General features: G+C 64.8%; 24 protein-coding genes and 1 pseudogene. 11 read left to right on the top strand and 14 right to left on the bottom strand.

The genetic code is table 11. From position 1 onward, the window contains the following. Positions 1–95: 95 nt before the first annotated feature. Together RhoFasB10_RS05465 and RhoFasB10_RS05470 are read right to left on the bottom strand one after the other, a co-directional pair. Positions 96–1,458 (bottom strand): annotated as a pseudogene (locus RhoFasB10_RS05465) (sulfite reductase subunit alpha). Between the two features lie 75 nt (positions 1,459–1,533). Then, positions 1,534–2,994, bottom strand: a complete 1,461-nt coding sequence (locus RhoFasB10_RS05470; RefSeq protein ID WP_346764357.1) for a DUF2079 domain-containing protein — start codon at positions 2,992–2,994, stop codon at positions 1,534–1,536. A gap of 202 nt (positions 2,995–3,196) precedes the next feature. Between RhoFasB10_RS05470 and RhoFasB10_RS05475 the strand changes: the two genes are divergently transcribed. Further along, positions 3,197–3,421: a DUF2510 domain-containing protein gene (locus RhoFasB10_RS05475; RefSeq protein WP_068427164.1), complete on the top strand. Its 225-nt coding sequence runs from the start codon at positions 3,197–3,199 to the stop codon at positions 3,419–3,421. Positions 3,422–3,428: 7 nt separating this feature from the next. Here the strand turns inward: RhoFasB10_RS05475 and RhoFasB10_RS05480 are convergent, their stop codons facing one another. Continuing rightward, on the bottom strand, positions 3,429–4,421 hold the full coding sequence (locus RhoFasB10_RS05480) for a S1 RNA-binding domain-containing protein (protein WP_068427211.1): 993 nt from the start codon (positions 4,419–4,421) through the stop codon (positions 3,429–3,431). A gap of 74 nt (positions 4,422–4,495) precedes the next feature. Here RhoFasB10_RS05480 and RhoFasB10_RS05485 point away from each other — a divergent pair, with 74 nt between their 5' ends. Beyond that, complete coding sequence (locus RhoFasB10_RS05485) at positions 4,496–5,473, top strand: sigma-70 family RNA polymerase sigma factor (RefSeq protein WP_167675512.1); 978 nt, start codon at positions 4,496–4,498, stop codon at positions 5,471–5,473. Between the two features lie 42 nt (positions 5,474–5,515). On the opposite strand, the gene RhoFasB10_RS05490 is transcribed toward RhoFasB10_RS05485, so the two are convergent. Next, a complete protein-coding gene (locus RhoFasB10_RS05490) occupies positions 5,516–5,923 on the bottom strand; it encodes a VOC family protein (protein ID WP_167675513.1) in 408 nt (135 codons plus the stop codon). A gap of 203 nt (positions 5,924–6,126) precedes the next feature. Between RhoFasB10_RS05490 and RhoFasB10_RS05495 the strand changes: the two genes are divergently transcribed. Continuing rightward, entirely contained in the window at positions 6,127–6,864 is a 738-nt protein-coding gene (locus RhoFasB10_RS05495) for an SDR family oxidoreductase (protein WP_167675514.1), read from the top strand. A 94-nt stretch (positions 6,865–6,958) separates the two neighbouring features. Here the strand turns inward: RhoFasB10_RS05495 and RhoFasB10_RS05500 are convergent, their stop codons facing one another. From RhoFasB10_RS05500 to RhoFasB10_RS05530, 7 genes are all read right to left on the bottom strand, one after another. Then, complete coding sequence (locus RhoFasB10_RS05500; protein ID WP_068427171.1) at positions 6,959–7,222, bottom strand: hypothetical protein; 264 nt, start codon at positions 7,220–7,222, stop codon at positions 6,959–6,961. 354 nt (positions 7,223–7,576) lie between these two features. Beyond that, positions 7,577–8,338: an aldolase/citrate lyase family protein gene (locus RhoFasB10_RS05505; protein ID WP_114332155.1), complete on the bottom strand. Its 762-nt coding sequence runs from the start codon at positions 8,336–8,338 to the stop codon at positions 7,577–7,579. A gap of 14 nt (positions 8,339–8,352) precedes the next feature. Continuing rightward, on the bottom strand, positions 8,353–9,309 hold the full coding sequence (locus RhoFasB10_RS05510; RefSeq protein ID WP_068427175.1) for an aldo/keto reductase: 957 nt from the start codon (positions 9,307–9,309) through the stop codon (positions 8,353–8,355). Further along, positions 9,306–10,145, bottom strand: a complete 840-nt coding sequence (locus RhoFasB10_RS05515; protein ID WP_068427176.1) for an ATP-binding cassette domain-containing protein — start codon at positions 10,143–10,145, stop codon at positions 9,306–9,308. Before RhoFasB10_RS05515 ends, RhoFasB10_RS05510 begins: the two co-directional genes overlap by 4 nt. Continuing rightward, positions 10,142–10,987, bottom strand: coding sequence for an ABC transporter ATP-binding protein (locus RhoFasB10_RS05520; protein WP_068427178.1), 846 nt, complete (start codon positions 10,985–10,987; stop codon positions 10,142–10,144). The genes RhoFasB10_RS05515 and RhoFasB10_RS05520 overlap by 4 nt, the downstream gene beginning before the upstream one ends. A gap of 1 nt (position 10,988) precedes the next feature. Beyond that, positions 10,989–11,921 (bottom strand): ABC transporter permease, encoded by a 933-nt coding sequence (locus RhoFasB10_RS05525; protein ID WP_068427215.1) that lies wholly within the window; start codon positions 11,919–11,921, stop codon positions 10,989–10,991. Beyond that, the gene (locus RhoFasB10_RS05530; protein ID WP_240930905.1) at positions 11,918–12,937 is read right to left on the bottom strand and encodes an ABC transporter permease; all 1,020 of its coding nucleotides are present in this window, start codon (positions 12,935–12,937) and stop codon (positions 11,918–11,920) included. The genes RhoFasB10_RS05525 and RhoFasB10_RS05530 overlap by 4 nt, the downstream gene beginning before the upstream one ends. Positions 12,938–13,221: 284 nt before the next feature. Here RhoFasB10_RS05530 and RhoFasB10_RS05535 point away from each other — a divergent pair, with 284 nt between their 5' ends. From RhoFasB10_RS05535 to RhoFasB10_RS05570, 8 genes are all read left to right on the top strand, one after another. Next, the gene (locus RhoFasB10_RS05535; RefSeq protein WP_068427179.1) at positions 13,222–14,799 is read left to right on the top strand and encodes an ABC transporter substrate-binding protein; all 1,578 of its coding nucleotides are present in this window, start codon (positions 13,222–13,224) and stop codon (positions 14,797–14,799) included. A gap of 19 nt (positions 14,800–14,818) precedes the next feature. Continuing rightward, complete coding sequence (locus RhoFasB10_RS05540; protein ID WP_068427180.1) at positions 14,819–16,051, top strand: exo-alpha-sialidase; 1,233 nt, start codon at positions 14,819–14,821, stop codon at positions 16,049–16,051. Beyond that, entirely contained in the window at positions 16,048–16,722 is a 675-nt protein-coding gene (locus RhoFasB10_RS05545; protein ID WP_068427216.1) for an SDR family oxidoreductase, read from the top strand. Before RhoFasB10_RS05540 ends, RhoFasB10_RS05545 begins: the two co-directional genes overlap by 4 nt. A gap of 91 nt (positions 16,723–16,813) precedes the next feature. After that, entirely contained in the window at positions 16,814–17,995 is a 1,182-nt protein-coding gene (locus tag RhoFasB10_RS26245) for a four-carbon acid sugar kinase family protein (protein ID WP_068427181.1), read from the top strand. After that, positions 17,992–19,005 carry a 4-hydroxythreonine-4-phosphate dehydrogenase PdxA gene (gene pdxA / locus RhoFasB10_RS26250; protein WP_068427182.1) on the top strand — a complete coding sequence of 338 codons (1,014 nt, stop codon included), beginning with the start codon at positions 17,992–17,994 and terminating at the stop codon, positions 19,003–19,005. The genes RhoFasB10_RS26245 and pdxA overlap by 4 nt, the downstream gene beginning before the upstream one ends. A 28-nt stretch (positions 19,006–19,033) precedes the next feature. Then, complete coding sequence (locus tag RhoFasB10_RS05560; protein WP_254303537.1) at positions 19,034–19,795, top strand: DeoR/GlpR family DNA-binding transcription regulator; 762 nt, start codon at positions 19,034–19,036, stop codon at positions 19,793–19,795. A gap of 49 nt (positions 19,796–19,844) precedes the next feature. Then, entirely contained in the window at positions 19,845–21,011 is a 1,167-nt protein-coding gene (locus RhoFasB10_RS05565; protein ID WP_068427187.1) for an FAD-dependent oxidoreductase, read from the top strand. Between the two features lie 70 nt (positions 21,012–21,081). Continuing rightward, a complete protein-coding gene (locus RhoFasB10_RS05570; RefSeq protein ID WP_167675515.1) occupies positions 21,082–22,176 on the top strand; it encodes a hypothetical protein in 1,095 nt (364 codons plus the stop codon). A gap of 57 nt (positions 22,177–22,233) precedes the next feature. Here RhoFasB10_RS05570 and RhoFasB10_RS05575 read toward each other — a convergent pair whose 3' ends face one another. From RhoFasB10_RS05575 to RhoFasB10_RS05585, 3 genes are all read right to left on the bottom strand, one after another. Beyond that, positions 22,234–23,673 (bottom strand): gluconate:H+ symporter, encoded by a 1,440-nt coding sequence (locus RhoFasB10_RS05575; protein ID WP_068427188.1) that lies wholly within the window; start codon positions 23,671–23,673, stop codon positions 22,234–22,236. A gap of 76 nt (positions 23,674–23,749) precedes the next feature. Further along, a complete protein-coding gene (locus tag RhoFasB10_RS05580; protein ID WP_068427189.1) occupies positions 23,750–24,373 on the bottom strand; it encodes a bifunctional 4-hydroxy-2-oxoglutarate aldolase/2-dehydro-3-deoxy-phosphogluconate aldolase in 624 nt (207 codons plus the stop codon). Continuing rightward, complete coding sequence (locus RhoFasB10_RS05585) at positions 24,370–25,965, bottom strand: D-aminoacylase (RefSeq protein ID WP_068427190.1); 1,596 nt, start codon at positions 25,963–25,965, stop codon at positions 24,370–24,372. Before RhoFasB10_RS05585 ends, RhoFasB10_RS05580 begins: the two co-directional genes overlap by 4 nt. Positions 25,966–25,972 lie beyond the last annotated feature (7 nt).

Below are 25,972 nucleotides of genomic sequence, written 5' to 3' on the forward strand. Positions count from 1 at the left end.
GTGTGCACTCTCGAAGTCCAGCAGAAGTGAAGATAGCCGGTGGGTCCGACAAAAAGCGTGAGGCGCTCGCGGTGGCGAGCAGGGGGGACGAGGACTCAGTAGACGTCGCGCAGGTAGCGCTTGTCACGCTTGAGTTCGGCCACGTAGTCGTCGGCCTGATCGGATGTGCGCCCACCGTGCTCGACGATGACATCGTGCAGCGCGGCGTCGACGTCCTTGGCCATGCGCGTCGCGTCGCCGCAGACATAGAAGTAGCCGCCCTCTTCGAGCCAGGCGTACAGTTCCTTGCCGCTCTCGTGCATCCGATGCTGGACGTAGATCTTCTCGTTCTGATCGCGCGAGAACGCGAGGTCGAGCTTGGTGAGCACACCGTCGCGCGAGAAGCCGTCCAGCTCGTCCTCGTAGAGGTAGTCGCTGCCGCGATGCTGGTCGCCGAAGAACAGCCAGTTGCGTCCCGACGCGTTACGCGCACGTCGTTCGTGCAGGAACGCGCGGAAGGGCGCGATGCCGGTGCCGGGCCCGACCATGATGACGGATGCATCGTCGTCGGTGGGAAGCCGGAAGGACTTGTTGGCCGACAGGAACACTCCTACCGTTGCGCCCTCGGGTACTCGGTCCGCGAGGAATGTCGAACACACACCACCGCGATCGCGCGCGGCCGACCGGTAGCGCACACTCGACACCGTCAGATGCACGGTGCCTTCGTGCGCGAGCGGCGACGACGAGATGGAGTACACGCGGTGCTGCAGCGGTCGCAGGAGGCCGAGCAGTTCCGCCGGTTCGAGCGCCAGCTTGTCGTCGAGAGCGAGCACGTCGAGGACGTCCTTACCCCAGGTCCACGCGTCGAGTGCTTCGCGGTCTCCGGTCGACAGGACATGGCAGAGCTCGTCGTCGCCGGTGCGCTCGGCAACCGTTTCGAGGAGATCCATCGACGGAACGCCGATCTCGTACGAATGGGTGAGCAACTCGTCGAGTCGTTGTTCGGCGCCTTTCACGGCGACGGTCGTATCCGGTGACACGCCCACACGGCCGATCAACGCGTCGACCAGTTCGGGATTGTTGACCGGCTTCACACCGAGGCCGTCGCCGACTTCGTAGTTCAGGCCGCTGTCACCGAGCGCGAACGCGTAGTGCCGTACTTCCTTGGTGGACTCGGGGCCGGACAGGACACTGTTGGCCAGCACCGTCGCTCGGTACGGGTTCTTGCGGTTCCACGGCGAGCGCTTCGAGGCGGCTCTGGCAGGCGTGGCCGCAGGTGCCTCCGGCGCGACGTCGCTGTTCGGACGGTCGACCGTCCTGGTTGCCCCCTGTGCTTCCCGTCGTGCGTCGATGTCTCGTCCCGCCTTACCGTATTCGTCGCAGCTGGTCTCACCCAGCGCCACTGCGAAAACAACTTATCCAGTGTAGGGGCTGAACCGGTGGCCACAGCGTCTGGGAACGTTGTGTGTTGTCCGGCATTTTCTCGTCGACCTCGGTGCACGTCACAATCGGTTCCGCAGGTCGGCCGGCTCGGTGATCTCGATTCGGCCGCGACTACGGCTGTTCCCGCTGCAGAACTTCGATGCCGTGGGCTTCGGATCGGACCACGTAACCCGACACCAACGCCGCGTCGACGGCTTTCGCATCGCCCTTCGCGTCCGTCGGCCATCCGGCGGGATCCGCGCGATTGACGACGATCCAGTCGGGCGTCGTCGTATCGGTCGATCGCTGTGGGAACACCGAGACATCGTGCGTCGCGACGAACTGCGGAACGAGGTTGTTCGACGCGGCGATCGCCTCGTCGTCGGGAATCATGCGTGCGACCTCGGCGGTCTCGACAGCCTGCGGGTCGATCCGCCAGCCGTCCGGAGTGACCAGGCGCGCCATCGGTAGGAACGGCAGCGCGACGAGTGCGACGGCCGCGACCGCAGTGAAGATCGTGCGTTGACCCCGCAACGACAGTTGTCCGTGGCGTCGACTACGAGCGACAGCATCGACGAGTGCCGCGAACACGACGACCATCAGGATCGCGTTGTAGTGGAAGATCGGTTTCCAGAAGTTGGAGTTGTCGCTCAGGAACCGCCACGCGACGGTGGGAACGGCGACGAGCAGCAGCGGCGACCGCAGCGCCGCGAAGGCGGTCACGGCCAACAGAAGAAACGCAGTGGCGGCGCGGGAGTCCCCGTCGACGAAGCCGTGGGCCGTGTCTGCGATCCCCGATCCGAGCGGCGGCATCTTCGAACCCTGGCCGTACGAGTCGTTGCTGCTCAGCAACGGAATGATGACCTTGACGGCCAGAACGAGCCAGCCGAGGCCCCACACGATGGTCAGCAGGCCGAGCAGGCGGTTGCGGCCTACGGTCCAGAACGCCACCAGGGCGCCGATGACGGCGACCGTCAGACCCATGTCCTCCTTGACGAAAACGAGAGGTAGCGCCCACAACAGCGCAGGCAGCCACTTGCGTTGCCCGAGAGACACCATCGACATGGCAAGCAACGGCATCGCGAACGCGATCTCGTGGAAGTCGAAATTCAACGCAGCCTGTACTCCCCACGACAACCCGTACGCGACGGCCACGACGACGCCGACAACCGTGCTGAATTCACGGACCGCCCAGCGTGTCAAGGGAATTGCCGCAGCCGCGAACAGCACGGCCTGGGCGACCAACAGCGTCTCGGCCGACGGAAAGACCCGATAGACCGGCGCCAGCAGCGCAGTGATGGGGGAGAAGTGATCTCCGAGGGTGTTGTACCCGGTACCGAGCAGATTCGACGTCGGGGCATGCAGTTCCGCGTACGACGAGATCTGCTGAACGAAGATGCCGAGATCGAAGCCGGACGTCCGCAACTGGCGGTGTCCCATGACCGACAACATCGCGTACAGCGGCGCGAGCAGCACGAACGCTGCAGCAGGCACCACGCGATCGGCGGTGAGAAGGCGTCCGGGCGTACCGACGGACGGCGAAACAAGTTCTGGTTCGGCCGTCGTGAGCTGGGGTGCTTCGGTGGCTGTCACAAAGAGTGCTGTTTACCGGACGGACCTAGGACGAACCTGAGAATCGCAGGTAGAAGGGGTGATCGGTCCTTCGATGTCCAGATCGGGCACCCTCGCATCGAAGATGTGTCACTATGGCGCGGAGAATTCGGGCCGATGGGGAGTCGGCGGGGGCGCTTCGGTGAGCACAGGATCGTGCGCGTGCGTAGGGCGGGGGAAGTAGATGGATCTGTTTCAGATCGTCGTGATCACCATCGTGGCGGTCGCCTCGGTTGCGGTCATCGCCGGTTTCCTGGTGATGGTGGTCGGCAGCGAGCGTCGGGCCACCGGGCGGGCGAAGACACGTATCGCTCCCGGCTGGTACCCGGATGCGCACGACGAGTCGCTTCTGCGGTACTTCGACGGCCGCGTGCCCACACAGAAGACCGCCAAACGCGAGGTGATCTGACGACCGGTCAGGCGTCCTGCTCGGCTCGTCTCCGTCGTCTGCGTGACCGTCGTGACGGGGGTTGCGACGAAAGATGGTAGTAGAGGGCGTCTTCGGAGTCCTCGACCACGACACGCACCTCGTCGCCGACCTCGAGATAGTCGTCGACGGCGATGCGATCCTTGACGCCGATGACGGCCTTGACCGAACGAGCAGGGATGAGTCCGCGCCTGCCGTCGGGCCCGACGGCGAGGGCGTATCTCGGGCCCGTCCGCGTCACACGCGCCGAGATGATCTCCGGATCCTTCGGCACCGGCGTCGGCTCGGCGACCGGATCGCTCGACACGGCCGTTTGCGAATCCAGTTGCGCTGCAAGCTCATCGGCCATCAGATCGACCTGCAGCAGAAGTTCCGCCATCTGCCGTGCGCGGTCGACATGCTTCTTCGACGCCTTCAGCGGCTCACCGGGTTTGTACATGTCCTCGTGCGTCAGTTCGCCCCACGCGTCCTGCAGCCGCGTCTTCACCTGAACCTCGACCTTGACGTCGAGGTCACCCTGATGCGTGGCTACCCGCACGAGCAAGATCGCGTGATAGGCGCGATATCCGTTCGGCTTGGGGAATTCGACGTAGTCCATCGGTTCTCTGGCGAACCGCACGGAACAGTCGGGGTCGTGGCACGCGGCCTCCAACGCGTCGACGAAGGCGTGAAGATCGCGGGGACTCTTGCACAGAACCTTGATTCCGATCAGATCGCCGAGCGCGTCGACGACATCGTCGACGTCGGTCGGCGGAGCAATACGTCCCTCGGCGATCTTGCGTCGCAGTTTGTCCGCGGCACGTGCGGGATCCTTGATGCGTGCGGTTCCTGCGTTGAGACGGTCTCGGTCCACGTTGTCGAGAATCTCGTCGGCGATGGTCTCGAGAAAGTTCTGAGCAGTCACGAGCGCCGCCTGCCAGGCTCGCCCTCGCTGCAGATAGAGGTCGTCGACGAGTTCGTCGATGGTGCTCGCCGCGGTCACCTGACGAAGGCTAGCGTAGGGAACCCGAATTCTTTCCTCCCACGTGTCGGTCTCGAGCACTATCGTGTTGAGGCATGACGGCCACGGTTGCTGAGGGTGACGCGTTCGTTGCACAGTTCGACCCGTACCGGCGCGAGCTGCTCGCGCACTGTTACCGGATGACTGGGTCGATCCACGATGCCGAAGATCTCCTGCAGGAGACCTACATCCGAGCCTGGCGCGGCTACAGCAAGTTCGAAGGCCGATCGTCGATGCGGACGTGGCTCTACCGGATCGCCACCAACACGTGTCTCACCGCGCTGGAGGGAAAGTCGAAGCGTCCGTTGCCCACCGGGCTCGGTGCGCCCAGTTCCGATCCGACCGACGACCTCGTCGAACGGCACGAGATTCCGTGGCTCGAACCCATTGCGGACTCCGACTTGAGCGACTCCGGTGACCCCGCATCGATCGTCGTCGGACGCGAGTCGATTCGCTTGGCGTTCATCGCTGCACTGCAACACCTTTCGTCCCGTCAACGGGCCGCGCTACTGATGCGCGAAGTACTCCAGTGGAAAGCGTCGGAGGTGGCCGAGGCGCTGGCGACGACCACGACGGCCGTCAACAGCCTGCTGCAACGTGCGCGCGCCCAGCTCGACGAGATCGCGCCCTCCGAGGACGGCGTCGTCGAGCCATCGTCGGCGCAGACACAGGAACTACTGACGAAGTATGTCGACAGCTTCGAGAACTACGACATCGCCCAACTCGTGGAGCTGTTCACGCAGGATGCCGTCTGGGAGATGCCGCCGTTCGTCGGGTGGTACCAGGGTGGCGAGAACATCGGCGCCCTCATTCGCGGGAACTGCCCCGCCAAGGGCGCAGGCGACATGCGGATGGTCGCCACCTCGGCCAACGGGCAGCCGGCGTACGGGCTCTACATGCGCGACGCGTCGGGAACCCATGTGCCGTTCCAACTGCACGTGGTCGACATCGCCGACGGCAAGGTCTCGCACGTCACGTGTTTCTTCGATCTGACTCTGTTCGAGCGTTTCGGATTGCCCGAGCGTCTTCGATAGGCGGCGCGCCGGGCTCGCTACCGAGCCCAGCGCCCTGACGACCTACTCCGACGGCACCGCGCTGGGGTCCATCCACATGACCTCCCAGACGTGATTGTCCAGGTCGCGGAACGCGCGGCCGTACATGAAGCCGTGGTCCTGTGCCTCCATCCACGAGGTACCGCCGGCGGCGATGGCCGAATCGACGAGTGAATCGACCTCGTCCCGGCTGTCGGCCGAGATGCACATCAGCACCTCACGCGATCGAGTGGTGTCGGCGATGTCGTCCGAAATGAAGTCCTTGAAACGGGCGTCGGAGAGAAACATCACCGTCGCCTGGTCGCTGATCACCATCGAAGCAGCGTTCTCGTCACTGAACACCTCGTTGAATTCGAAGCCCAGTGTCGAGAAGAAGTCTTTCGTCGCCGCGACGTCCTTGACCGGCATGTTGGCGAACAGCATTCGTGCCATGGGAACAGCTCCTCAATATGTGATCGTGTGGGTGAGAGCCGCGATTGCCCTCGCTCGTATGGACGGGACCACATCCGGAAACTCATCGCAATTCGGGCAAGCAATTTTTCGCAGCATTCGGCGGTGCGACGAGTCTGTAGCAAGATGGACCCACGGGAACGAGCCGACGGCGCGTTCCCGTTGTTCGTCGAAGAGGAGAATTCATGGATTTGGGACTGGCGGGTAAGGCGTTCGTCGTCACGGGCGGAACCGAAGGACTGGGTCTGGCCAGTGCGCGCGAACTACTGCGCGAGGGAGCGAAGGTGACGGTGACGTCCCGGTCTCAGGACAAGGTGGACGACGCCGTCTCGGAACTCGGAACTCACCGGCCCAACGCGGTGCATGGAATGGTTGCCGACAACGGCCATCCCGCGACGGCGGGGTTGTTCGTCGACTCGGCCCTCGCGCACTGGGGCAAACTCGACGGCCTCGTCGTCAGTGTCGGAGGGCCACCGCCCGGTACTGCTCTCGGTTCCTCGGATGCCGACTGGCAGAACTACTTCGATTCGGTCTTTCTGGGGGCGGTCCGACTGGTCCGCAGCGCAGCAGCTGCGATGACCGAAGGCAGTGCCATCGTCCTCGTCTTGTCCAGTTCGGCAAAGAGTCCGATCACCGGATTGGGAATCTCGAACGGTCTTCGTCCTGGTTTGGCGATGGCGGCAAAAGATATGGCCGACGAACTGGGCCCGCGTGGAATTCGCGTCGTGAGCGTGCTTCCGGGTCGGTTCGACACCGCGCGCGGCGGCGAAGTGAGCGGCGAGGCCGCCGCGCAGATCCCGCTGGGGCGAATCGGTGATCCCGAAGAGTTCGGACGGACGGTGGCGTTCCTTGCATCGCCTGCGGCGTCCTACATCACAGGGTCGGCGGTTGCCGTCGACGGAGGCGCACTCCGCGCCCTGTGAGCGCGTCCTGAAACTACTCAGCCCCGGAAGACAGTCGACTGTCTTCCGGGGCTGATGTGCGCACGAAGGAGGGGGATGGGGATGCAGCGGGGGTTTAACCTGCCACCGAAGCGATCCGAGCCAGCATGCGCTTGAGCACCGATCCGTCGGTTCCGAGACCGTCGAAGGTGGAGCCGGTCTCGTCTGCGCCGTTCGCGGTCTTCGCGGCGAGCTGTCGAACAAGTTCACTGCGACGTTCGATCGCGCCGAGAATATCGGCGTCGAGTGCGACTACCTGCTCGTGGAGCTTCTCGATCTCCCCTGCACCCGACGGGGTCTCGTCGGCGCTGACATCGAGTGAATCGATCTGCAAAGTCACATCGTCTCCTTTTGTTCGCGTCCTGGGGAGGAAGTCGCTCTGCCCCGTGGATCTGTTACATGGTCGCTCTATGTGTCAACGATGTTTCGTAGCCCTTAACAACATGCCCACCGAGATGGCCTGCGCCAACCCTTCGACGGTGTGATGCTGCCAACAATCCGAACCGAGAGGCCCGGGTCGGCTTTCGACAACCCAGTCCCACAACGCACCGAAGGCACGGAAGTAATCCCGTGCCTCGCGTGCGTGAGTCGTTCCACAGTCTGTATTCGGAGCCGAGCGCGATGTGTATTGCGACCGTCGTGCGCAGAAATGTAGAGCCCGCTCTACATTTCTGCGCACGGGTGCCGGCGGCGCCTACCCTCGGGCGGCCTTCAGGTGATCCGACGACACCGCCTTCAGGTGCGTCAGATCCGACGCGACGGTGGCGAGCGTGTATCCCTCGGCGAGCCGACGTGCCGCGACGTCACCGGACGGTGTGTGAATGCCCGCGGCAATTCCGGCAGCAGCTGCCGCCTTCTGCACGCGGACGAGTGCAGCCTCGAAGGCCTCGTCGACCGAGGTGTCGCTGGGAGATGCCCCACCGACTGCCAGGCGCAGGTCCGACGGTCCCACGTAGACGCCGTCCAGACCTGGAACCGCGCAGATCTTCTCGACGTTCTCCAAGCCCTGCGGCGTCTCGATCATCGCCAGGACGACGGTGTCGCGGTTCGCATCTGCCGGCGTCGGACCGATGCGCAGCTGTGAACGCATGGGTCCGTACGACCGGATTCCGGCCGGAGGGTAGGTAGCTGCCGACACCGCGGCGGCTGCGTCCTCGGCGGTGTCGATCAGAGGGACGATGACACCTGCGGCTCCCGCGTCGAGCGCACGGCCGATCGCCGTCGCGTCGTTCGCCTCGACGCGAATCATGCCGGCGGGCCCGTTCGCCGCGTCGATGGCGGTGAGTCCGGCGAGCATTCCCGAGTAGCCGATCAGTCCGTGCTGAAGATCCAAGGCGATGTAATCCCAGCCGACGTGGGCAAGCCATTCAGTGGAGACCGGGCTGTCGATGACGGACCAGTATCCGAGGATGCGCTCCCGGTTTCGGACGCGGGCGGCGAATTCCTGTGCAGTCATGTCTGGTGCGCCTTTCAGCGGTTGTAGTTCGGCATCGGCCCGCGCAGCGCGGCACCGACCTCGTCGCATGCGGTGACGACGTCGTCGTCGAGTGGACCCTTGCGGACCGCCGCGATGTTGGCGACGAGATGGTCGACCTTCGAGCCCCCGAGGAGAATCGGCCCCGTCGCAGGCTTGGACACGAGCCAACGCATCGCGAGTTCGGTCATCGGCATCCGCGCGTCTTCCGCGATCTTCGTCAGCTGTGCGATCGCGTCGAAAATTGCTGTGTTCCAGTACCGTTCGCGGTACATGGCCGCGAGTCGGGAATCGCCGAACCGGCCGTCGGTCGGTTCTGCTTCGAACGAGTGCTTTCCGGTCAGCAACCCCCCGCCGAGCGGGTTGTAGACCATCGTGACGAGGCCGGTGACCTCCGCGAACTCGGCGTACTCCTCTTCGATCCTGCGAGCGAGGAGGTTGTACAGCTGCTGCGCGACGATCGGTCGCGGCGCACCGACTGCGTCGGCGACGTGGTTGATCTCGCCGATCTGCCACGCCGCGAAGTTCGAGACACCGAGCGCGCGAATCTTGCCCTCTTTCACCAACTCCGCCACCGTGGAGAGCGTGTCGGCGAGGTCGGCCGCGCGATCGGGCTGATGCAGATAGAACAAGTCGACGTAGTCGGTGTTCAGTCGCGTCAGGCTGGCCTCGACGCTGAGGCGAAGTCCGGCGGGGGAGAGCGGACTGTTGTCGCCTGCATCGGGATTCGGCATCCCTGCCTTCGTCGCGACGGTCACCTGGTCGCGTCGTGACGCCAGAAGACCGGCGAGGATGCGCTCCGATTCGCCTCCGGCATACCCGTTCGCGGTATCGATGTGGGTGATGCCCGCATCGAGCGCGGCGTCGACCATCCGGGCTGCGCCGTCCGCGTCGACGGTGTCGCCGAACGTCATCGTTCCCAGAACGAGGGGCGAGATGTCGAGCGAAGTCATGCTGTTACTCCTACAGAGGTCTGGGCGAGACGCGAGACGATGTGTCGCGGCTTGATTCCGTGCATCGCGGCGGGGTCCAGAGCCGCAGCGCGCAGTGCACGAGTGTACGGCTCCTTCGGCCTGGCGAGAACGTCGTCGGTGTCGCCTGCTTCGACGATTCGGCCCTTCGACATCACGACGACGGTCTCGCTGATCTCGCGCACCACACCGAGGTTGTGCGAGATGAACACGTACGTAAGGCCTGTGTCGCTCTGGATTTCGCGCAGCAGATCGAGTACCTGCGCCTGCACCGAGACGTCCAGTGCGCTCGTGGCCTCGTCGCACACGAGGATCTCCGGTCCGGCGGCGAGCGCACGCGCGATACCGATGCGCTGACGCTGACCACCCGAGAATTCGACGGGCCGACGATTCAATGCGGTCTTCGGCAATCCGACGCGGTCGATGAGCTTGGCGGCCTTCTTCGCTCGCTCGGACTTGTTGCGAATGCCCTTCAGTCGCAATGGCTCACCGACGATGTCGACCGCGGTCAGATGAGGGTCGAGTGAGCCGTACGGGTCCTGGAACACCATCTGCACACGAGACCGGAACGGGCGCAACGCCTTTTCCGACAGCTGAGAAATGTCGGTGCCGTCGACGACGATCTTTCCCGACGTCGGCGTCAGCAACCGGACGATCGATTTGGCGATGGTGGACTTGCCGCAGCCCGATTCGCCCACGACGGCCAGCGTCTTGCCCTTGTCGACGGAGAAGCTCACCGAGTCGACGGCACGGAAGACGCCGTCACCGACGGGGTATTCGACGACGAGATCTTCGACGGACAACAGTGGCGCGGTCATACTGCTACCTCTCTCGGTGCGGTGCCGTAGGGAGCGGGGTCCGGCGATCCGTCCCACGACCCCAGGTGCGGAATCGCGTCGAGCAGCTTCTTGGTGTAGGGATTCTGCGGCGCTGCGACGAGTTCCTCGGCGGCGCCGTTCTCGACGAACACACCGCTCTTCATGACGTAGATCCGATCGGAGACGAGCCGCGCGACGCCGAGATCGTGTGTGATGACGAGCATTCCGATGCCGGTGCGTTCCTGTAACTCCAACAACAGGTCGAGAATGCTGGCCTGAACGGTGACGTCGAGGGCGCTGGTCGGCTCGTCGGCGACGATCAGCTCGGGGCCCGACGCCAGTGCGCTCGCGATCAGCACGCGCTGCAGCATGCCGCCGGACATCTGATGGGGATACTTCTTCAGCTGCGTCGACGGATTCGGGATGCGCACCTGCTCGAGTAGTTCGATGCACCGAGCCGTCTGCTTCGCCTTCCCGGACACACCGCTGTGCCTGACGGCTTCGGCGAGCTGGCTGCCGATGGTGTGGACCGGCGACAGTGCCGTCATCGGATCCTGTGGGATCAGTGCGATGTGCTTGCCGCGAATCTTGCAGAGCTGCTTGGTCTTACCGAGGATTTCGGTGTCCTTGAAGGTCACCGATCCGGAGAGCACCGCGAGATCCGTCGGAAGGAGCCCGAGCAATCCCATGGCCGTCGTCGACTTTCCCGAGCCCGACTCGCCGATGATAGTGACGGTTTCGCCGGCGTCGATGCAGAAGGAAACGCCGTCGACGGCGCGCACGACGCCCTTGTCGGTGACGAGTTCGATCTGGAGGTCGTCGACCTTCAACAGAGTGCCCATGTCAGGCGCCTTTCTTGAAGCGGGGGAAGATTCCGAAGCGGCCGAGTCCGGCCGGGCGGTCTCGCAGGCCGTCGCCCAGTAGGTTGACGCCGACCACGAGCAGCACGATGACGAGGCCCGGCAGGGTGACGAGCCACCACGACGTCGTGATGTAGTCCTGGCCGTCGGAGATGATTCGGCCCCACGTCGCGAACGGGCGCTGCGGTCCGGCACCGAGGTAGCTCAGTGCGCTCTCGAGCAGAACGGCCTGGGCGAGGAGGAGAAGAACGACGAGCGACGCCTGCTTGAAGATGTTCGGCACGACGTGGCGAAGGAGAATCGCGACACGTCCGAGGCCCAGTACTCGCGCGGCGGCCACGTACGGCTTCTCACGTTCGACGAGCACCAGAGAGCGTGTCAGACGGGCGATCTCGGGCCATTGCGCGATCGCGATGACGAACGTGATGACGGGGATCGACGGACCGAACAGTGCGACGACGAGCAGAAGCATCATCAACAGCGGAAGCGACAGCTGTGCTTCGAGCAGTCGGGACACGACGGTGTCGACCCACCCGCCGAGGAAGCCTGCGAGCGAGCCGAGGGTCAGCCCGATCAGGCCGGAGACGAGTACGGCAAGGATGCCCACGGTGAGCGACACCTGTCCGCCGTAGAGGACACGGGAAAGAAGGTCGCGACCGAGTTGGTCCGTGCCGAACAGATGTCCGTCGGTCAACGGTGGCAGCCGACGCTTCGCGAGGTCGGTTGCGTCGGGAGATGCGAGCGGAAGCACCCGCGCCAGCGCGACGGGCAGAATGACCGCCAGGGCGCAGAGCGTGCCGACCCAGATCTTGACGCGGCTGTCGCGGCTGCGGCGCGTGGCACCTGCGGTGGCGAAGTCCTTGGCGGTGACGGCACTGGGCCGGGAGGTCTTCGGGGTGTCGACGACGGTCATCAGTTGGCTGCCTTCCCGAGTCGGACGCGGGGGTCGAGGAGTGGGTAACAGAGGTCGACGGCCAGCTGTACGAGCACCGCGAGAACCGCGGTCACCAGCACCGTTGCCTGGATCAGCGGATAGTCGCGTGTTTCGAGTGCGCGGACGACCAGGGAACCGACGCCGGGCCACGCGAACACGACCTCCACGACGACGACACCGTTGAGCATCGACGCGAAGCGCGTACCCAAGGCGGTGACGACGGGGATCGACGAGTTGCGGAGCGCGTATCGCCACGTGATCTCGCGCTCGGAGACGCCGCGCGAGCGAGCCACGGTGACGTAGGGCGACGCGTATGCGTTCACCATCTCGCGTCGGACCATCCTGGAGATGAGTGCGATCTGCAGTACCGCGACTGTGAGGGCGGGCAGAAGCAGGCTCGACCATGTCGTGAACCCGGCGGCCGGAAGCACCGGCACCAGGACGGCGAAGAACGTGAGAAGCATCAAGCCGGTCCAGAAGTCGGGCATCGACTGACCCGCGATCGTGACGATGTTGGCGCCGAGTTCGCGGCGGGTGTCGGCACGACGCGCCATCCAGATTCCGAGGGGAATCGAGACGATTGTGGTCAGCAGTATCGCCGCGAATGCCAGCGTGACCGTGTACGGAATGCGTTGCAGGACGACGTCGAGCGCAGGGGCCTGGAACGAGTACGACGTACCGAGGTCGAGAGTGAACAGACCCTTCAGGTACAGCAGGTACTGGGTGAAGACCGACTGGTCCAAGCCCAGGTTCGTGCGAATCTGCGCCAGATCCTCGGTGGTGGCGAGCGGACCGGCCATCGAGTAGGCCGGATCACCCGGGGCCATACGAATCAGCACGAACACCGTCGTGAGTGTCAGGAAGATGGTCAGAAGGCTCTGTCCGAGCCGGCGCACCACGTACCGTGCCGTCGGCGCGGTGAGGAACGCCGGGAGCGCCGAGTCCTTGCGGGACTTGGCGGCGGGAACGCTCGGGGGAGCGGCAGTGAGCTGCGTCATTTCCCCACCTTCGTTCCGCGAAATGCCTGGGTCATCGTCGACCTTTCGATAACACTGCTGCGTTCGAATACTTCGCGGGTGGCACGCACGTGCCACCCGAACGTTTGTAACTCAGCTCACAATGTCACTACTGCGCGATTTGCGCAAGTCCGAATTCGTTTCTGCGTATTTCGAGCAATTCGGTGTAGAGTCTGGGTTGTGTCCACGATCACTTTCGTCGAGTCTGCCCACGCGGCATCGATTCGACGCCCACATCTCGATGTGACAGTCACGAGGGGTCAACGATGACCGAAAGCTTTGTCAGTCAACCGTTCTCGCGACGGAGCCTGTTTCGCGGCGGGCTGATTCTCGGCGCGGGCCTGTCGCTGGGCGGCGGGCTGACCGCGTGCGCAACACCGACGGGCAAGCCCGGTCCCGACACCGTCAGTCTGGCGATGAACCGTTCGATGGTCAGCCTCGACAACAAGCTCCTGCAGTTCGACGCGGCCCTGACGGTGCAGCGGGCGGTGCGCGAGGCGCTGACGACGATCGATACGTCGCTGAAGGTGCAGCTCGTTCTCGCGGACAGCTTCGAGCTCGTCGCCCCGACGCAGTGGCTCGTCCACCTGCGCCCGGGCGTCACCTACTCCGACGGCAGCCCGGTGCGCGTCGAGGACGTCGACACCGCACTGAAGATGTACAGCCAGGTGAGTGGTTCGTTCGTGGGCGGCTTCTTCCCCGAGTGGCCGACCGTCGGCAAGATCGACGAGTCGACCTTCACGCTCGACACCGAACGGCCGGTGCCGGTGCTGGACTACTTGATGTCGAACATCCTCATCACGCCTGCGGCTCAGAACGTTCCGGAAGACCTGCAGGGTGGCGTCGGAACCGGCCCGTACATCGTGACCGAGGCGGATCGGGGCACCGGCAACTACTCGCTCGCCCGCAACACGAAGTACTGGGGTGCGGCGCCGTCGGTCGAATCGGTCAACATTCGTTTCGTTCCGGACGAGTCCAACCGGGTCGTCTCGCTGCGCAGCGGGGAGGTCGACGTCATCGACGCGATCACGCCGGACGCGGCCGACCAGCTGGCCGGGCTCGCGGGAGTGACGGTGGAACGCGTCGACGGGGTTCGGTTGAACCAGCTGTTCTACAACTTCCGCAAGCCGCAGGGGCATCCGCTCGCCGACGCGCGAGTCCGAAAAGCGTTGAGCTATGCGATCAACGGCAACGCGCTCATCGATCAGGTGATGCAGGGAGCGGCGACGCCGTCGCGCGGCGTCGTACCGGGGATTCTGGACGGTGCGATCGAGACCGGCGAATACGTCTACGACCCCCAGCGCGCTCGGGCTGAACTCGATGCGCTCGGTGTGCGTGATCTCGAACTCAAGATCATCTGGGAGACGGGTGAATTCGCCGCCGACACCGACATCATGGAATCGGTGCTGCAGATGTTGTCGGCGGTCGGCGTTCGCGCGACGCTGCAGCAGTTCGAGCCCGGTGGCGACATCTCGACGTGGCGACAGGGCAAAGCCGGCGACTGGGACATCCTGGGTAACGGCTTTCCCAGCCCGACGGGCCTCGCGGTCACGATCATGCAGGGCATGTACGCGGGAACGGCCGCGAAGGAAGAGACGCGAGACACCTACCACGGCTACATCTTCCCGGAGATCTCCGCGCTGATCGCGAAGGGCTCGGAGGATCCGAATCCGGTGACGCGCAAAGAGACTCTCGCCGACGCGCAGCGTCGCATCTGGGAGACCTGGCCGTGCCTGTGGTCGTTCGTGCCGAAGACGGTCATCGCACGCAACAACCGAATCGACGGAATCGGTCTGCGGCCCACCAACTCGTACGACATGGCTGCGGTCACCCTCCGAGCTTGATCGAAGAAGAAAGAAGAACATGAGCGACACGAGCTTCCTCACCCCCGGCGACCTCCTCGCCGACGGCGTACTCCGCGACACCGACGAGACGGGGCGTTCCGACGCGTTTCTTCCTGCCCCGCAGGTGCAGAACCACGCCGCGAATCTGGCGGTGTTGCCCGACGGGTCGCTCGCGTGCGTGTGGTTCGCCGGAACGCAGGAGGGTGTCCCGGACATCAGCGTGTGGTTCTCGCGATTGGAATCGGGGGCGCAGGTGTGGAGCGAACCCGTGCAGCTTTCCGACGATCCGACGCGGTCCGAGCAGAATCCTGTTCTGTTCGTGCGTGATTCGGGCGTCGTGTGGCTGCTGTGGACGTCGCAGCATGCAGGCAATCAGGACACGGCACGTGTACTTCGTCGCATCTCCACCGACGGTGGCCTCAGCTGGGGTGATGCTCATGTTCTGATTCCCGAGACGGATGCCGGTGGCGTGTTCGTGCGTCAGCCCGTCATTGCGCTGTCGTCGGGTCGCCTGCTGCTACCGGTCTTCCACTGCGTCAAGATCGAGGGGCGAAAGTGGGTCGGTGACCGCGACTACAGCGGCGTGATGATCTCCGACGACGACGGTGAGACCTGGCGTGAGTCGGTCGTGCCGGACAGCCTCGGGTGCGTGCACATGAACATCGTCGTTCGCGAGGACGATTCGCTGGTCGCCCTCTACCGCAGCCGGTGGGCCGACTTCGTCTACCGCAGTGTCTCGACCGACGGTGGTGAGACCTGGAGTGTTCCTGTGCCGACCGAGCTCCCGAACAACAATTCGTCGGTTCAGGCGGTCGGTCTCGACGACGGACGGTTGGCTCTCGTCTACAACCACTCGTCGGCGCTCGACGCCACGTCACGTCGTACGTCTCTGTACGACGAGATCGACGACGACGGTCTGGCGGAAGGCGGCCAGGCCGACGGTTCCGCCGCGGCGATCGAGGCCCCGATCGACGACGGGGACGCGCGTGCCGCGTTCTGGGGCGCTCCTCGGGCGCCGATGACGCTCGCGGTCTCGTCGGACGGCGGAGTCACCTGGCCGGTTCGACGCAACCTCGACGAGGGCGACGGGTTCTGCCTGACGAACAACTCGCGAGACGGCTCGAACCGCGAGTTCTCGTACCCGTCGATCACCGAGACCGCTGACGGGCGAATTCACGTCGCCTACACGTACTTTCGTCAAGCGATCAAGTACGTGCAGCTCGACCGAGCGTGGATCGGCGGGTCGGAGTGAGCGGACATGCCATCGTGACGGGAGTGAGCAGCGGCATCGGCGCGTCGATCGCCGCGAAGCTCCTGGGCGAGGGCTGGCGTGTGACGGGTCTGAGCCGGACGCGCCCGTCCGAAGGATTCGGCGGCGACTGGGTGGGGATCGACCTGTCCGATACTGCGGCCGTCGCAGATCTCGTTGCGACACTGGATGATCCGACGGCGGTGATTCACGCCGCCGGCGTCCAGCGATCGGGCCGCCTCGGTGCTCTGGACGCCGCACACGGCGAGCAGATGTGGCGCGTGCACGTCGCTGCTGCGGAAGTTCTGGTGAACGGATTGGCGGACCGGATCGCCGACGGTGGGCGCGTCGTGTTGATCGGCAGTCGCACGATGACCGGCGTTGCCGGTAAGAGCCAGTACGTCGCAACCAAGTCGGCACTGGTCGGCATGGCCAGGTCGTGGGCGATGGAATTGGTCGACCGCGGCATCACCGTCAACGTCGTCGCCCCCGGTCCTACCGACACGCCGATGTTGAACGACCCCGGCCGCAAGAGCACTCCGCCCGTGACGCCACCGCTCGGGCACTTCATCGATCCTGACGAGATCGCCGAGTTGGTCGCGTTCCTGCTGTCCCCGCATGCGCGGAGCATCACCGGACAAACCATCGTCCAATGCGCTGGGACGTCGCTATGACGGGGCGGTTTTCGAAAATTCTGCGCGAAACGCGCAGAAGTGGTAGCTTTATGTGCGCGGAAAACGCAAAATCGGAAGGGAGGGCACGTCGATGAGCGGCGAGCGTCCCGACCTCCTCGTGCTTGCCGACGATCTTTCCGGCGCCGCGGAGTGTGCTGCGGTCTTTCTGCATCGAGATGTCGACATCGCGCTCGACATCGACCGACTGCAGTCCGAGGCCGACGTCCGTGTTCTCGATCTCGGGACGAGGATCATGACAGCTGCCGACGCGGCTCGGCGACTGCGAGAAGTGCTCGACGGGGTGCCCGGGGACGTCCAGGTAGTCAAGAAAATCGATTCGATGTTGCGTGGCAACATCGCGGCCGAGCTCGAAACGCTCTCCGAGACAGGGCCTGTCGTAGTTGCGGCAGCATTGCCTGCACTGAACAGAACCACCGCGAACGGCGTCCTCCACATCGACGGTGTCCCACTGCATCTGAGCGGTCGGTGGGGCATGGAACGAACAGCACCACCGGAGTCCATCGACGACTTGCTCCCCGGAATCGCGACGGTTTCGCTGGGTGTCGGGGTGACCGAGGACGAGTTGCGCTCCGCGCTGTCGTCGGGTGCCGTCGCGGTGTGCGACGCGTCGACGGACGAGGATCTCGATACAGTTGTCGCCGCAGCGGCCTCGGTACCGGGCGTACGTCTCGTCGGCACGGCTGCGCTCGCTGCCGCCGTGGCCCGCACACTGCCGACCCGTACCGTCGACATGAGAAATCCGGAGCCTGCCCCGGCGCTGGTCGTCGTGGGAACTGCAGAAGCCGTTGCCGTCGAACAGGTTCGCTACCTCGAGCGCTCCGGCGCAACTCACGTGCAGGTCGACGTCGACGACCTGCTGAACGCACGTACCGATCCCGACACCGTCCGATCGGCATTGGCCCTCGGTGTCGCCGTACTGACGGTGTCGGGTCCGGTGGAACCGAGCAGGGCTAGCTCGGTGGCCTCGGCCCTCGGCGAACTCGTCGCAGCGGTGGTGCGCGGACGCTCGGTCGGTCTCGTTCTTACCGGAGGCGAGACCGCCCGGCGCGTCATCGATGCACTCGGTATCACGACCTTGGAACCCGTCGCCGAAGTGCACCGCGGCGCGGTCGTGTCGCGGACGAGCGACGGCACCCGAATAGCAACGCGGCCAGGCAGTTTCGGAGACCACGACAGTCTGGTCTCGATGAGCAACCATCTGCGCGGCATCGACGACAACGTATTCTTTTCTCACAGTGAGGCATTGGCATGACAACAGCTCTTCCGCCCTACATCGCGGTGACCATGGGTGACGGCGCCGGAATCGGCCCCGAAGTGATCGTGCCCGCCATGATCGACCCGGCGACACTGGAACGCTGCCGTCCGGTCGTCGTCGGCGACGCCAAGCGGCTGAGGCTCGCGGCCGAGGTCCTCGGCGTCGACGTCGAGATCGCGGTGGTGAACGCGGTAACCGAAGCCGAGTTCACGCCGTCGCGCATCAACGTGATCGACCTGGACCTGCTACCCGACGACCTGCAGTGGGGCGAGCTGTCCGCGGTCGCGGGCGACGCGGCCTACCAGTACATCCGGGTGGCGAGCGAACTCGCCGTGCGCGGCGAGGTCCAGTCCATCTGCACCGCGCCGCTGAACAAGGAGGCGCTGCACGCCGCCGGACACATCTTCCCGGGTCACACCGAGTTGCTGGCGCATCTGACCGGTACCGAGGAAGTGTCGATGATGTTGTCGACGCCGAAGTTGAAGGTCATCCACGTGACGACGCACATCGGTCTCCTCGACGCCGTCGCGAAGATCGAGCCGGGCTTGGTGGAGCGCACGATCCGGCGCGGCCACGAGGCGCTCCTTCGATCGGGCACGGCGAACCCTAAGATCGGAGTCTGCGGAATCAACCCGCACGCAGGCGAGAACGGGCTGTTCGGGTACGGCGAAGAAGATCTGAAGATCGTGCCTGCCGTCGAGAAGTTGAAGGCCGAGGGCATCGACGCCGTCGGGCCGCTGCCTGCGGACACCGCGTTCTTCCTCGCCGGCCGCGGTGACTACGACCTCATCGTCGCGATGTACCACGACCAGGGGCACGGACCGGTGAAGGTGCTGGGAATCGAGGCAGGCGTCAACATCACGGTCGGACTTCCTGTCATCCGTACGTCCGTGGACCACGGAACAGCTTTCGACATTGCAGGTAAAGGAATCGCCGAGGCCGGTAGCATGGTCGAGGCACTGCGGCAGGCTGCCGAATTGGCAACCAGCCCAGCGTTACTGAGCTGAATCGAACGCCGGACAGGCAGGGGTGGCGGTGCGGGAATCGGAGATCAGGCGGAACGAGATCGTCAGGCTGGCCAAGAACGGCGGCCTGACGAGCGTCGACGAATTGTCCTCGTTGTTCGAGGTCACCGCGTCGACGATCAGGCGCGACCTCAACCACCTGACCGAACGCGGACTGCTCGCCCGAACATACGGCGGCGCCATTGCGTTGAACGGGCACCACGAGGCGTCGATCAAGCAACGGTCGCTCGAAGGCTACGACGCGAAGCGCATCATCGCGGCGTGGGCTGCCGAGCAGGTTCTGCCCGGGGAGACGGTTCTGCTCGATGCCGGAACGACCGTCGGCGCCATGGGTGAATTCCTCCGTGGTGCGACGGATCTGACGGTCATCGCCGCAGGCCTGACCGCGTTGGAAGCGCTGGCCGACGCGGAGTCGGTGCGCGTCGAGTGCCTCGGCGGCACACTGCGGCACCTGAGCCAAGGTTTCGTCGGACCGTTGGCTGAGGCGTCGCTGCAGAGGGTGTCGTTCGATCGTGCGTTCCTCGGAGCCGATGCCGTCACCGCCGAGTTCGGTATCTGCGAGGCGGGTTACGACCAGACTCGCCTGAAAGAACTGATGATGGAACGCGCGGGCAAGATCTACGTTCTCGCTCATTCGACGAAGCTCGGGCAAAGGCCTTTTCACGCGTGGGCTCCCATTCCGGCGGGGACGACGCTCGTCACCGATTCGGGCGCCGCACCTGAGCAGATCGAACCGTTCGAGAAAGCTGCGATCGACGTGGTGATTGTCTGACGTGCATCCGGGGTAGCCAACACCCGTTGTCTACTGCAAGGAGTGCACGATGCGTTATGACTACCTCATCGTCGGGGGCGGTATGGTCGCCGACAACGCAGCACGCGGTATTCGTGAGAAGGACAGTTCCGGATCCATCGGGATTCTGAGCGCCGATACCGACGATCCGTACACCCGCCCCGCGCTGTCCAAGAAGTTGTGGACGGACAAGGATTTCGGGCGCGATCAGGTTCCGCTGAACACGGTGGCCGACACCGGCGCGGAGATCCACAAGTCGACGCGTGCCACGGCGGTCGATCGCGAAAATCGTTCCGTCACAACCGACTCCGGCGAAACGTACGAATACGGCACCCTGCTGTTCGCAACCGGAGCGTCGCCCGTGCAGTTGGAACTGGCGCCCAGTCCACGCGTCATCTATTTCCGAACCTATGCGGATTACCGTGCGCTACGCGAACTGTCGAAGACCGCGTCGCACATCGCCGTCGTCGGTGGCGGCTACATCGGTACCGAAATCGCGTCGGCACTGTCGCTGAACGGAGTGAAGGTCACCCTCGTCACCTCCGACGACGTGCTCGGCGGGCACATGTTTCCCGAAGTCCTCGCGGCCTCGTTCGACGAAGGTTTCACCGAACACGGCGTCACCGTCCGGCGCTCGGTCAAGGTCGAATCCGGAGCCGAGGCGTCGGCACGCGTCCAGTTACAACTCGACGACGGGTCGAGTGTCGAAGCCGATGGCGTCGTGTTCGGACTCGGTGTGCGCCCGAACGTCGAACTGGCCGAGGCCGCGGGCCTCGAGGTCGACAACGGAATCATCGTCGACGAATACCTCCGCACCGGCGATCCCCACGTGTACGCGGCAGGCGACGTCGCCAACTACCCGGACGCCATCCTCGGGCGTCGTCGGATCGAGCACGTCGACAACGCCAACGAGATGGGCAAGGCCGTCGGACGACTCATGGCCGGTGGCACGGACCCCTACACGTACACGCCGTACTTCTATTCCGATGTCTACGACGACGGCTATCAGGCCGTCGGAACCGTCAGCACGTCGCTGAAGACGGTGGAGGACTGGAAGACCAAGCCCAAGGAGGGCGTCGTCTACTACGTCGACGACGACGGCGTGGTCAACGGCGTCCTGATGTGGAACGTCTGGGAGGGGCTCGACGAGGCGAAACAGCTCATCGCCGACGGCGCGAAGCCCCCGTCCGGCAACTAGGCTCCGTTCGCGGCACGCGGCGCACGAATCTGGGACAGTGGACAGGGTCCAGGAGACCCAGGAGCCGAACATGACCGAATATCCCGCGCTCGGAAGCGACCGAGAGCGCGTCGAAGAGCAGGTACGACGGTGGTGCGACGACGCGCGCCTCGACGGGCGGCGCCCACCACTGTCCGACGCCGCGGCCGTCGCCATCGCCGCGGGCAGGCTGGACGAACCGACGCGGACGATTCTCGCGGCACGACGCCGCGCGGGAAGGACACTCCCGTCGATCGGTGGGTTCGCTGCGATTCGGGTGCTCGCCGACGAGCGTGAGCGGTGGCTCGCCAAGGACACCCGGAACAAGCCCGGGTCGGCGATCGTCTACCGCATGCGGGCAGCCGAGCTGGGTAAACGGCTCGACCATCTCCGTACCACCGTCGTGATGTCCAACAAGCACTACGCGAACGGTGTCCGTGCCGTCCGACGCGAACGCCGCGACGGACTGCATCTGGACCTCGACCAACGGGATGCCTTGTTCGATGCACTGCGTCACACGCCGGTCCCCAAGGCGGAGGCAGGAACGGTCGTCGAACGCGCGGGGTTCTCTGCACTCGACTCCGCCGCCGACAAGGTGGTGGACGCGTCGAGGAACACTCGGTTCCGTGAACTCGGCGACCGTGCGTCCAGCTTGATCACGCAGTTCACCGATCGGCGCGACGACGTGTTCGACGACAGGTACGAGACGCTGCTCTTCCTCGCGGGCTCGTCGTACGACCGCGTGCAGGCGTCGCCTGCGTGGCGTTCGGAACATTTCGTGGTGCAGCGCACGCAACTCGATCTCGCGGACGAGCTGACCCAGGTTGCCGTCGACGCGAACGCGCTGCGCGAGATCTCCTCGGAACTCGAAGGCGTCGCCACGATGATGTTCGACGACGTCACGCGCGACCAGGTGGCGACGCGTCGCACCGCGTTGGACGCCGTGTGGAGGCAGTTGATCGATCGTGTCGCGGCGCTCGTTCGGGTCGCGGACCTGGTGACCCGTGCCGAGGGGGAGGTACGCACGATGGACGTCGTGCAGAAGGCACGCAGTCTCGACGACCGCATCGACGCACTCATCGCGCGTGCGGGCAATCGCGAATTATCCGCGGACAACACGCATTTCGTGGGCGATCAGCTGCGGTGACCATGTGCGCGAAAATACATAGCGGGCTATGTATTTTCGCGCACATGACTGCCGGCCCTAGGCGACGATCGCGAACAGCACCGCTGCCACCGCGAAGCTGACCACGGACAGGATCGTCTCGAGCACCGTCCATGTCTGCAGCGTCTGCTTCACCGTCATGTTGAAGAACTTCGCGATGATCCAGAAACCGCCGTCGTTGACGTGGCTCAGGATGATCGATCCCGCCGCGATGGACATCGCGACCAGTGCCGTGGCCATCGGCGAGTAGTTCTGTGCCGCGACGAGCGGTCCGACGATGCCGCCGGTCGTCACGATCGCGACCGTCGCGGAACCCTGCGCGATGCGCAACGCGCAGCTGATGACGTAGGCCAGGACGATGATCGGGAGTCCCGCTGCGGACATCGCGTCGGCGAGCGCGGTGCCGATGCCGGTTGCGGAGATGACCTTGCCGAAGAACGCGCCTGCGCCGACGACGAGAAGCAGCATGCCGACGGGCCGCAGCGATTCGCCGGTCAGTGTGCTCAGTTCCTGGACTGTGGACCCACGCCTGATGCCGAGCACGTAGAACGCGATCAGGACGGCGATCAACAGTGCGACGGCAGGCGTGCCGAGGAACGTGAGAACCTCGAGCAGATTGCCCGGCTCGAGCAAGATGCTGCCGAACGTCGCTCCCAGGATGAGCACGAGCGGCACCGCGATGATGGCCCCGATGACGGCGACGGACGGGGGAGTGGTCACGACGGGACGCTTCGTGGTGACCGACGTGCCGCCGCCCGCGCTGTCGCCGTTCTCGTCGGCCTCGTTGATGAAGTCCTCGGGCACGTCGACGATGACGCGCTTGCCGATCCAACTACCCCACGCCAGACCTGCGGCGAGGAATCCGGGTATACCGCACACGAATCCCATCAGGATCAGCCAGCCGAGGTTGACCTCCAGCAGACCACCGAGCGCAACGGGTCCCGGGTGCGGGGGCAGGAACGCGTGCGTCATCGACAGGCCGGCAAGCATCGGCAGGGCATACAGCACCAACGACTTTCCGCCTTGGCGCGCGGCCACGTAGACGAGCGGGGCGAGAACGAAGATGCCGATGTCGAAGAAGACGGGGATGCCGAAGATCAGGCCGAGCAGACCCATCGCGACAGGTGCACCACGCTCACCGAAGATGCCGAGAAGTTTCGACGTCAACGCCTGTGCGCCGCCGGATCTTTCGAGGATTGCGCCGAGCACGGTACCGAGTCCGATGATGACGGCGATGTGCCCGAGGATCCCTCCGAATCCTGTTTCCAGCAGGGACTCGTTGCTCTTGATCGCCGTGCCGACGATCTCCGAAACAGGTAGGCCCGCTGCAAGAGCCAGGCCGAGACCCACGATCAGCAGCGCGACGAACGGTTCGAGTTTGACCTTGATGATGACGACGAGAAGCACTGCGATGGCGACGCCACACAGTACGAGAAGGCCAGGTGTCGACGTCCTGAGCCAATCGACGACGCTACTCATGGGGTGCCTTTCGATAGCGGGAGTGGAGCCTGCGGAACGACCCGGGTGGGCGGGAGATGAAGCGGAGAGGTGGGGTTCATTGCTGGGGACCGAGAGATTCGACGAATGTTCGTGCACGTGAGGCGATGTCGTCCCAATTGCTCGCCGCGACGCTGGCAGGGGGGACGACGTCGGTGCCCGCGGTCACCGCGACGGCACCGTGCTTCAGGAACTCGGCCGCGTTGGACGCGTTGACGCCCCCGGACGGCACGAGTCGGGCGTCCGGAAGTGGGCCGAGAAGGTCCTTGAAGTGCGCAGGCCCGAGTGCACGGGCGGGAAATATCTTGACTGCTGCTGCGCCGAGGTCGATCGCGTTCATGACCTCGGTCGGAGTCAACGCACCCATCATGACCGGAATATTCTGTGTTGCAGCCACTTCGGCCACTTCCGGGCGCAACCCGGGAGTGACGAGGAATTGCGCACCGGCGTCGATCGCCGATCGCGCCTGCTCGCCCGTCAGGACGGTACCCGCACCGATGACGGCGCCGGCGTCGGCTGCGTCCCGAAGCAGCTGCAGAACCCCCGGCGTCGTGAACGTGAGTTCGACGGCACGTATCCCGCCGCGCGCCACCGCGTCGGCCAGAGCTGCGGGGTCGGAGATCGACGGGGCTCGCACGACGGCGAGTGCACGGTCGTCGAGAATGGTCTGTAGTGCGTTCATGTCATCCGTCTCAGTGAATGACCGGCCAGGTTGCCGGTCGGTTGTCCGTCGTCGATTGCGAGTGCGCCGTTGACGATCACATGGCTGATCCCCACGGCCTGTTGTTTCGGCTTCTCGAAGGTAGCTGTGTCGGAAACCGTTGCGGGATCGAACAATACGAGGTCTGCGGCGTTGCCCTCGGCAATGGTGCCGCGATCGCTCAAACCGAGACGTCCGGCGGGCCGGCCCGTCAGATGGTTGATGCAGTCTTCGAGTCCGAGGAGTCGTTCTTCCCTGACATAGTGTCCGAGGTACCGCGGAAACGTGCCCCACGCGCGAGGGTGGGGGCGTTCTCCGACGAGGATCGCGTCGCTGCCACCCATGTGGTGCGGGTGCGCCATGATGGCACGAACGTTGTCCTCGTGGCCGACGTGCTGCAGGATGGTCGTCGCAAGTTGGTCCTTCTGCAGGATGTCGAAGAAGACGTCGACGGGGGCTTCGCCACGGTCGGCTGCGATGTCGATCATCGTCCGTCCGACGTAGCGGTCGAGTTCCGGATTCGCGACGCCGCTGAGTTGGATCGTCTCCCATTCGACCGTGACCCCATGGCACCCGTCCGAGCCGTTGACGTCGACGTCTTCGGCGATGCGGGCGCGCATCTCCGGGTCGTCCATCCGGGCCAACGCCTGGTCCGGCCCTCCCGACATCGCCCAACTCGGCAGGAGCGCCGACAGAGTGGTCGCACCGGGAAGATACGGATACGTGTCCAGGGTGACGTCGCACCCGTCGGCGATGGCAGCGTCGACCATGGCCAGAAATTCACCTGCCCGACCGCGGTTCACCCCGAAGTTCATGGTGGCGTGGGTCAGGTGCAGGGCGCATCCCGTCTCGCGGGCGAGATCGAGCATCTCCTTGTAGGCCTCGAGCGCACCGGCACCGTACGACCGGGTGTGTGGTGCGTAGAAGCCGCCGAACTCCGCGACCACTTCACACAGCGCACGAAGCTCGCTCGTGTCCGCGTACATACCGGGGGTGTAGGTCAACCCACTCGACATTCCGACGGCACCCTCGGCCAACCCTTGCGCGAGAAGCTCTCGCATGTGGGCTGTTTCGCGTGCGGTCGCGGGTCGCTGATCGCCGCCGACGGCAAGGTATCGCAGCGTTCCCTGCGGAACGAGGTACGCCGCATTCGGGGTGATGCCTCGGTCGAGACGCGCCAGATATTCGGCGACGGACCGCCACGAGAAATCGAGGTCCGACGGGTTTCCGTTCCACCCTGCGATCTGTCGACGAACGATGTCGAGTGTCGCGTCGTCGATGGGTGCGTACGCAATTCCGTCCTGGCCGATGACTTCGGTCGTGACGCCCTGGCTGATCTTGGGGAAGTGACCGGGATCGGTCAGCAGCCCGAGATCGGAGTGCGCGTGCATGTCGATGAACCCGGGCGACAGGACGTGTCCCGGAGGCACGTCGATGATGCGATCCGCCCCGTCCAGAAGTCCTGGAGCGGTGACGGATTCGATCCGTCCGTTCTTCACGAGCACGTCGCGCCGGGTACGCGGGGCACCGGTTCCGTCGACGACGTCCGCACCGCGAATGAGTAATTCGGTCATGGTCGGT

The sequence above is a fragment of the Rhodococcus sp. B10 genome (assembly GCF_011770055.1).
Lineage (GTDB): Bacteria > Actinomycetota > Actinomycetes > Mycobacteriales > Mycobacteriaceae > Rhodococcoides > Rhodococcoides kyotonensis_B.